This window comes from Draconibacterium sp., assembly GCF_041583095.1.
Taxonomy (GTDB): Bacteria; Bacteroidota; Bacteroidia; order Bacteroidales; family Prolixibacteraceae; genus Draconibacterium.
On sequence record NZ_JBFHGM010000212.1, the window covers coordinates 1 to 8,862 of the forward strand.

At 41.8% G+C, this 8,862-nt stretch carries 6 protein-coding genes and 1 pseudogene; all 7 read right to left on the bottom strand.

Translation table 11 applies throughout. The features are described from left to right. Window positions 1–723 (bottom strand): annotated as a pseudogene (locus ABZB17_RS16775) (hypothetical protein); the annotation flags it as partial. A gap of 46 nt (window positions 724–769) precedes the next feature. Then, window positions 770–892 (bottom strand): hypothetical protein, encoded by a 123-nt coding sequence (locus ABZB17_RS16780; protein WP_372651773.1) that lies wholly within the window; start codon window positions 890–892, stop codon window positions 770–772. 16 nt (window positions 893–908) lie between these two features. After that, entirely contained in the window at window positions 909–1,601 is a 693-nt protein-coding gene (locus ABZB17_RS16785; RefSeq protein ID WP_372651776.1) for an SGNH/GDSL hydrolase family protein, read from the bottom strand. A 32-nt stretch (window positions 1,602–1,633) separates the two neighbouring features. Continuing rightward, window positions 1,634–4,048: a glycoside hydrolase family 3 N-terminal domain-containing protein gene (locus tag ABZB17_RS16790; protein ID WP_372651779.1), complete on the bottom strand. Its 2,415-nt coding sequence runs from the start codon at window positions 4,046–4,048 to the stop codon at window positions 1,634–1,636. Window positions 4,049–4,066: 18 nt separating this feature from the next. Beyond that, a complete protein-coding gene (locus ABZB17_RS16795) occupies window positions 4,067–6,880 on the bottom strand; it encodes a heparinase II/III family protein (RefSeq protein ID WP_372651781.1) in 2,814 nt (937 codons plus the stop codon). An 86-nt stretch (window positions 6,881–6,966) separates the two neighbouring features. Continuing rightward, the gene (locus ABZB17_RS16800; protein ID WP_372651783.1) at window positions 6,967–8,586 is read right to left on the bottom strand and encodes a sulfatase; all 1,620 of its coding nucleotides are present in this window, start codon (window positions 8,584–8,586) and stop codon (window positions 6,967–6,969) included. Window positions 8,587–8,616: 30 nt separating this feature from the next. Then, window positions 8,617–8,862 (bottom strand): CBM35 domain-containing protein (locus ABZB17_RS16805; protein ID WP_372651785.1); only part of this gene is annotated, 246 nt, incomplete at its 5' end.

Genomic DNA, 8,862 nt, shown 5'->3' on the forward strand with positions numbered 1-8,862 from the left:
AGCGGCACCAGCATTTACTCCCTGGATGGTATCGGGCGCATTGGCCAAAAGCTTTTTATCTTTCCAGGCTTTTATCGAACTGAAAGGCTTATTTAGGCGTGCTACAAAATAAACAGGAGTATCTTTGGGTCGACGACCTGTTTTGCTTAGTACCTGAACTCCTGCTATTTCAGTATCGCTAACTTTCCACACTTTCGAGTAGACCGTAGGTCCATGGGCAAGCTTTGCTCCAATATCAAAAATGATGGTTTTATTTTTCTTTTCGGGGAAGGTATACCTGTGAAACCCAACGCGTGTTGAAGAAGTAAGCTCTGCTGTTATTTCGTAATCATCGAGCACCACTTTATGGTAACCGGGTTTCGCCACTTCGGTATCGTGAGTAAAAGCTGATTGGTATGCATTCATTCCTAAATGCCCTTTAAACTCGCCTGTTGTTGGCATTACAGCAATACCTGCCAACTGCCAGGCATGTATATGGCTAAAACAACGAATGGTTTTGCTATCGTATAAATACCCTGAACTCCATGTTTTATCAGAATCAGTGTCGGGACTAAGGTTTACCATGCCAAACGGACGAGAGGCCGAATTAAAGTAAAACCAGCGTGAATTATGGGTGTCGATAAATGGATTCACCAGGTCTGCCGGCATTTTTTGTGCTTCTGCGTAATAGGCCGACGACAACAACAGAAACAAAAAAAGAATAAGTTTTTGGTTAAAGTTCATATCTAAATATTTAGTTAACAATTGTAATATATTCGCTTATAACTCTTTAGAAACTAGTTTTTAAAGGAATTACCATGTTCCATGTTTTATCAAACTTCCAGGCTTTAGGCCCGTTGCCGGTTGCGGCAAACAAAATTGTAAGTAGCAGTAAATAAATAATCGTTTTCATTTGTATCTTCATTAAACTATTTTTCAATCAATGCTTTGGCAATTGCCTCTCGCACCAATGCTTCCATAACTTTATAACCTTCTGGTCCCGGATGAACAGAGTCTCTGCCATATTCTTTTTTTAAGCCTTTTCTTTCATTCACCATTGGCTCATAATAATCAACGTAAACAATATTATTTTTCAAGGCATAGCTTTTAATCATTTTATTCAGAGCTATTATTGAATCGGCAGGCTTAATTTCCGGACGCCAGGAATATGAATTTGCAGGCAAAACTGCGGCTATAACGACCTCTATTCCATTAGCCTCTGCCAATTCTACCATTGAAAAAATATTTCCGGCAATGCCTTCTAAACTAATCGGACCCTGATTTTGAGCAATATCGTTTGTTCCTGCCGAAATAACTACAACAGCAGGTTGAAGCGCGATAACATCAGGGCGAAAGCGCAATAACATTTGAGAACTAACTTGCCCACTAATTCCACGATTAACGTATGGATTCTCACTAAAAAAATCGGTACTGTATTTACTCCATTTCTCAGTTATCGAATTTCCCATAAATACCACGCGCTTTTCTCCTTTTGAAGGTTTTTCAAGGCTGGCATTTGCTTCGGCATATTTTTTAAGATTTGCCCAATCTTGAGCTAAGCCCTGAAATCCGAACAATAATGTAAGCAGAAGAATAGTTACTATTTGTACTTTTTTGCACATGTTTCTCTAAATTGGTTTGTACTTTTTCTTGTCTAATTCAGAATTACAAATTCATCTTTTAACCTAATATCAACCGACGAGGCGCCTACCATAACCTGAAATGTGCCCGGTTCAACCGTCCAGTTCATATTAATATCCAGGATTTTTAAATCGTCGGGGCTTAGCGTAAACGTAACTGTTTTTGTTTCTCCCGGTTTCAGCGAAACACGTTCGAAACCACGTAATATCGATTCGTAGGTTGTAACCGTGCTCACTACGTCTTTTAAATAGAGCTGAACGATTTCATCGCCGGCAACTTCGCCTGTATTTTTCACGTCGAAACTTACCTCAACATCGGCCTGCGATTGAAGCGCGTTGGTACTTAACTGCAAGTTGCTATACTCGAAAGTTGTATAGCTTAAGCCATAACCAAAAGGATACAATGGTCCAACCACACGCGTATTTCCATAACCGTTGGGGCCAACACCCGGTTGTCCGGCATGTGAACCTGGTTTAAATGGGAAACTCAACGGAATCTGCCCAACCGTCTTTGGAAAAGTAATGGAAAGTTTTCCGCCTGGGTTAGAATCGCCAAACAGTGTTTCGGCAATTACATTTCCACATTCAGTTCCCGGGAACCAGGCTTCTAAAATTGCAGGAAGATATTTGTCTTCCCAGTTAATGGTAAGTGGTTGTCCGTTAATTAATACCAGCACTACGGGTTTGCCAGTTTCGTATAGAGCACGTACCAATTCCGATTGGCGACCGGGTAAACCAAGACCAGTTCGCGATAAGGATTCACCCACGCGTTTTTCATCTTCGCCTACAACTGCAATAATAATATCCGATTGTTTGGCTTTTTCAACGGCAGTAGCAATTCCGGTCTGCTCTTCTTCCGAAAGTGGCGTATACATAATTTCACTTCCCGGCCAATTGGGGTCGATAATATCGCAACCTTGCACATAGTCAACCTGAGCCTTGTTGCCTGCATATTTTTTTATTCCTGCAAATACCGATGTCGATGGATTTTCGGCAGGACCATAACGGCTGTAGGTAAAGCTGGTTTCGTCGGCCAATGGCCCTGTTACCAGAATCTTATCCACTTTTTCAATATCAAGAGGCAATAATTTATTTTCGTTTTTTAACAGTACTAACGATTGCTGGTTAATTTTTTTCGAGAAAGCAGCATCTGCATCCGTGTGTACCAAAGAGTTGGCGGCTTCTGTATCTTCAACATACGGGTTATCAAACAAGCCCAATTCAAATTTTACACGTAGAACATCGGCAACTCGGGCATCAACCGTTTTCATCGACAGTTTTCCTTCGGCGATTAATTCGCGTAAAGGCTCGATAAATGATTCAGGCGTGCGGAAAGTGGTACGCACATTTAATCCGGCCTCAATTACCTGACGAACGGCATCTTTATAGTCGGGAGCTACGCGGTGCTTGTCCGAAACATATTCAACGGCCTCGCTATCGGAAACCACATAACCGGTAAATCCATATTGTTGACGTAACAACTCAGTTAAGAAATAATAACTCGATGAAACAGGAACACCATCGTAATCGTTGTAGCTACTCATTACCCCCATTGGTTTGGCTTCCTGAATTACCCTGCGGAAAGGATACAGGTAAAGCTGGTGCATTTCGCGCGGAGCAACGTGTGGGTCGGTACGGGCATCGCCATCGCGGGCGCCTTTGGGCACACTGTAAACCGCAAAGTGTTTTATGGTTGATGCCACGCCCTGCGACTGAATTCCTTCCACCATTTGTTTGCCCATTTCAGCAATATGAAAGGGTTCTTCGCCATAACATTCCAATACGCGGCCCCAACGTTGGTCGGTAGCTACATCTAAAATTGGCGCATAAATATTGGTGTAGCCCAAGGCTTTGGCTTCGCGCCCCACCATCTCTCCGGCCTCTCGAACCAAATCTTTATTCCAGGTTGAACCGATACCAATTGGTGCGGGTAGCGGAGTCGCTTTTTTATGACACAAACCATGCACTCCTTCGTTGGTAAAATCTACCGGAATTCCCATGCGGGTTTCTTCAATAAACCACTTTTGCATAATGTTAATGGCCTCGGCGTGGTTGCTAAAAGGGTAAGCATGTTCGGTATGTGTAGAAGGCCTTCCCTGAATGGTGTTCAGGTGTTCGTCGATATTACCAATACCATCTTTCCAAACGCGGTTTTTCCATTTTTCGTTGGGCAACTCGTCTTCCAACACCCTCGAAAAACCATAAAGTGTAGTTAGCTGACAGGTTTTTTCTTCCACATTCATTAAAGAAATCAGGTTATTTACCCGGTCTTCCACTTTTTGTTCAGGGTCTTCAAAAATATCTTTCACCCCGTTTTTATTAAAGTCAATCCAGCCCTGTTTGTAAATCGAATCCTCTTTCTTTTTCATCCCCGAGCCAATTATCAAAACCGATAACAGCAAGGCGATAGGTAATAGTCTCTGCTTCATGGTAATATCTTATTTTATCTATTTTTTCAGCACAATAACTGCCTTTTCAAATGGTTTTTCAAATTTGAAATCAATTCGGTTTGGATTATTGCGGTTCAAATTCCCTTTGCGTTTTTCCACAAGTTTTCCGTTTTCGTAAATTTCAACGTAATCGGGATTCAAATTTTTAGGCATCCCAATTAACACCGGTTTATCATTTTGAATTTGAAAACCTTTATCGCAACTTTCGATTGAAGTGGTTACCGGCTCTCCAAACGTGCAAATTTCCCATCCGGCAGCTGCATAACGCGTAATTCCGGAAGTAAAAATAAAGTCGGGTTTATCGTCTTCAGACACACGTTTAATACTTAATAAACCTTTCTGATAAAACCCATCCAGGTTCACCACATCGTTTTCAGAAGTAGTGGCAACAATAGAATCAACTGTAATTCCATCGCTATGGGTAACATTTATAAACTGTGCAGCATTATTTTCTGCAATTTCAGGATAAGCTACCTTGGCAACTACTTTTTCTCCTCCATCAACGTAAGGATTATAAACCACCACAAAAGGCTTAATCCATGCTTCTCCATCCTTTCGAATAACCAAAGCAGGTACTTTTGCTTCGCGTATTTCGGCAGAAACAGTAGCTTTGTTTAAGGCATGCGATTGTGGCCCATTTACCGAAAAATAGGTTCTGTTCTGGTCGCCTTTAATCCAAAGTTTCATATTCTTTATTGGATTTTTTGCGCTTTCGAGTTTAAATTGCGCACTCAGATTTTCTGAACTTGCAACAGATGTTTCATCGGTAAAATAGTTGTATGCTTTTATGTTGCCTTCGGTATTCAGGTGGTTTGAAACGTTTAAAGAAAGAGGTGCTGTATTTTCATCGAACAGCTTAAGCGACTGCCCAAGGTTGTGATAGAAATATTCGTGCTTTTGGTTTTCAGCTCCGGGTCTTTCCGAACGGAAAATATCGAGCACATAAGGTTTTCCTGATTTACCATTGATTAAAGCTGTAAGACGGTTCTGCTTAGCCAAAGTTGCCGGCTCAACAAACGACACATCAGAAAAAGTTACCTGCTTAAAAATATTGTCTTTATCTCCCGATTCAGGGAAATGAAATTCCATGGTAAACGGATGACGAACACGCATGGCTTCGCTGTCGGAAATACCATCGACAACTACGGTGTTGTGAGCCGGATAGCGTGAGTAATAATTACGGTGGTCTTCGTGCCAATAGCTTGGCCCTTTGCTCATATCGGGCGCAATTACCTGGTTATCGGCATACATTTCAATAGCCACACCGTTGGCATGTGCATGGTTACCCATGGCGCCAAAAGTTGAAACTACCGTGGCATTGTCGCCACTTCCCATTCGTTGCATAAACCAACTAACATTGGGGGCGTAAAATGTTGGCGAAGTTAAACTGGTGATTAGCTCTTCTTTTGTTTTTTCCTCTGTTTCCACCAAATTGTCAACGTAGAAAAACAATTCGAATAAACCTCTTCCTCTATGCTTCAGCTCATCTTCCGAGAGGCTTTTATACAAGGCTGTAATCTTTTTTTCCTTGTCGTATTTGTTGTATTTCCTGTAGTTGGCAATCAGGTATTCAAAACTTTCTGACGGAAGAGACTGGTGACGAGAATCTCCAAATGCAACAATATCACCATCGGGGAAAAGGTATTGAAACGAAGACAGGGTTGCTTTTTCCACTACCGGGAAATTCTTAAACTCATCCGCATTGGTAGCATTATCAAGCAAGGTGAGGATTTTCAGTAAGGTTTCGGTTACGTGCATGGAATACGAAGCACACTCGGGCCACATAGCTGTTTTGTAATCGTAATTACCAACGGCTTCTTTTAATGCAATCTGACGATCTGTAGAGGTAGTAAAAGTATGGTCGAGGTAATATTGCTGGCCTTTACCGTTTTCGTAATAGTTATTATCATCAAGTGCTAAAGCAATGTAAGTTAGAAAACGCGCCTGAAAGAAGTTCCAGTTGTTATCGGGCACTCCGTTTTTAATAATCTGGTCGCCCCACTTCTGAAAAACGGCTGCAGACATGGCCATATCGTGCCCATTGGCTTTAAGGTAATCAAACATAAAATCGTAAATCAGGGTAAGCGAAACCACAATTTGCTCGTGAATAACTTCAAAAGTTGCCAGTCCTGAAATGCGTTGCTGGTTCGAGTTATTTAGGTCTACCGGAGCCTCGCGGTAAAACATGCCTTGTATGTAAGTATCGTAAACCGGAGCTGCAAATTCGGCATATTTTTTATCGCCTGTTAGCCAGTATAAAAAAGCGGCATCTTCAGCCAAAGCCATAATTTTTCGGTTTATACCTTCAATTCCGTGCCCCACTTTCGACGGATGCACCCATTCCATTTCTCCGGTTTCTTTACTTTTCACATACATTCCGCGCTCATCATCAAAATAAGGCTCCAAATCCTCCAAGGATGGAAAGCGGTAATTGGAAGCCCAGTCTCGGGTTCCTGAAAAACGAACGGTTGGAACAGGAGCTTCGCCCTCGGAATGCGAGAAATTGCCACCTTTCAGAAACACTTTGTCGTGTTTTGTAAGCCAGTTCATTTGCAGGCGCGAAAGCAGCCAGTCGGGTTCATTGCTGCATAATTCAACATATTTGTCAATGTTTTCTTTTTTCTGTTGAACGATGGCTTTTTTCCATTCAAGCTGTTCGGCATTTTTGACAAGATTTTGCTGAGCGTTTTTATTACCGTATATGCGCGGATGATTATCAGGGCTTGCCATTGTACTTTCCTGCGCGTAAAGCACATATGAAAAGAACAATAAAAAAATAATTAATTTGTATTGTATGGTATTTTTATTCATTCGTTTCAAATTGATTTTCGATTTACAAAGAAATTCACAACTACTCCGCACGTCATTAATATTGTATTTATCGGTCTGTTTTTTTATTAATGGCTTGGCGTATCACGATTTAAAAAGTCGTGCAAATAGGTACTGTCCAATGCCGGTGTATCCTGATATTTTATGCGTAAATCATTCAACTTAATGGTTAACTCCTCCACAACTTCTTTGTAGGCCGGATCGTTGTACACATTGGTCATTTCGTTGACATCTTTTTTGCGGTCGTACAATTCCCACTCGTCTACATCGTAATAAAAATGCACCAGTTTGTAGTCTTCGGTAACAATACCGTAATGGCGTTTTACCATGTGCACCGATGGGTATTCGTAGTAGTGGTAATAAGCTGCATCTCGGAAATTTTCGGTTTCACCTTTAAACAGCGGCACCAGGCTTTCGCCCTGCATATCTGCCGGAGCCTCAACACCGGCAGCTTCCAAAAAGGTTTGAGCAAAATCGAGGTTTTGTACCATTTGTGTGTTGGTGGTATTGGGTGTAATTACGTTCGGCCAACGCACCAGCAAAGGCGTTTTAAACGATTGGTCGTAAATAAAACGTTTATCGAACCAACCGTGCTCACCCAAATAAAATCCCTGATCGGAAGTATAAACTACAATTGTATTTTCGGCCAGGCCTTTTTCATCAAGGTAATCCAAAACGGTTCCAACACCTTCGTCCACTGCAGCAATAGTTCCCAGGTAATCCTGCATGTAACGCTGGTAGCGCCACTTCATCAATTCCCTCCTGGACATATTTTTATAGTTCTTTTTGAATTCTTCGTTTATTGGTCCGTAAACGGCATCCCATTTGGCACGCTGTTCTGGGTTTTGACGACCTACCTCGCGGGCAAAAGCCGATTTGTCCCAGTCACAGGTCTCGGGTATTCCCAGCTCATCCATTAATTCGGGAGTGATTTTCGAGTCGCCGGCCCAATTCATATGATCCAGCAGATTCATCTCGGCAGTTTTAGCAGCTGTTCCCCTCCCCTCATAATTATCGAATAAAGTTTCCGGCTCAGGGAAAGTCTTCTTGGTGAATTCTTTGTAATGACGCTCAGCCGGCAACCACTCGCGATGCGGTGCTTTGTGCAAGTAAAACAACATAAACGGCTTTTCCTTGTCGCGTTCTTTGTCTAACCAATCAATGGTCATGTCGGTTATAATATCTGTAGTATACCCTTCAACACGAACGGTACCTTCATTTTTTGTGATAAAATCGGGGTTATAATAGGCCCCCTGACCGGGCAAAATTTTAAACTGGTCGAATCCTTTCGGGCTATTGCCAAAATGCAATTTGCCAAACATGGCAGTCTGGTAACCGGCATCCTGCAACAACTGAGGAAAAGTAACCTGCGTTGTATCAAAGGGGAAATAATTGTCAGTTTTTCCATTAATGTGCGTGTGTTTCCCAGTTAAAATTACTGCACGTGATGGCGCACAAATGGAGTTGGTAACACAGGCGTTGGTAAAAATCATCCCCTCATTGGCAATCCGGTCGATATTTGGGGTTTGTGTTAGCTTATCGTCGTAAGCACTGATTGCCTGGTAGGCATGATCGTCTGCCATCATAAAAATGATGTTGGGACGTTGGGGTTCTTCTTTGTTAATTTCTTTAACCTCACACGAATACGTAACCCAGGCTAAAAGAACTATTAAAATCGTAATTTTCATTTCTATTTATTTTGTTTTTCAATTCTTGTGTTATTTCGTTAATTCCTTATTTTCAAATACCTGTTCTAATTTAATGTTATCGAGCGCAAAATAACCTTCCGATGGGTTCCAGTTACTGCGGAGTATTCGCACCAGGTTATCTCCGGCTTTTAATTCTACAATGCCAAAGTCAATTTCGCGAAAGGTTTCAGACTGAGGAAACTTAAATTCTCTGTACTGATGGCTATTTATCAGGATATCGTGGTTTGATTCTCCGTCGGGTGAAGCATACCTTAC

Coding starts and splice junctions, on each gene's coding strand:
- ABZB17_RS16790 (WP_372651779.1), bottom strand. CDS start 4,048: ATGAAGCAGAGACTATTACCTATCGCCTTGCTGTTATCGGTTTTGATA.
- ABZB17_RS16795 (WP_372651781.1), bottom strand. CDS start 6,880: ATGAATAAAAATACCATACAATACAAATTAATTATTTTTTTATTGTTC.
- ABZB17_RS16780 (WP_372651773.1), bottom strand. CDS start 892: ATGAAAACGATTATTTATTTACTGCTACTTACAATTTTGTTTGCCGCA.
- ABZB17_RS16785 (WP_372651776.1), bottom strand. CDS start 1,601: ATGTGCAAAAAAGTACAAATAGTAACTATTCTTCTGCTTACATTATTG.
- ABZB17_RS16800 (WP_372651783.1), bottom strand. CDS start 8,586: ATGAAAATTACGATTTTAATAGTTCTTTTAGCCTGGGTTACGTATTCG.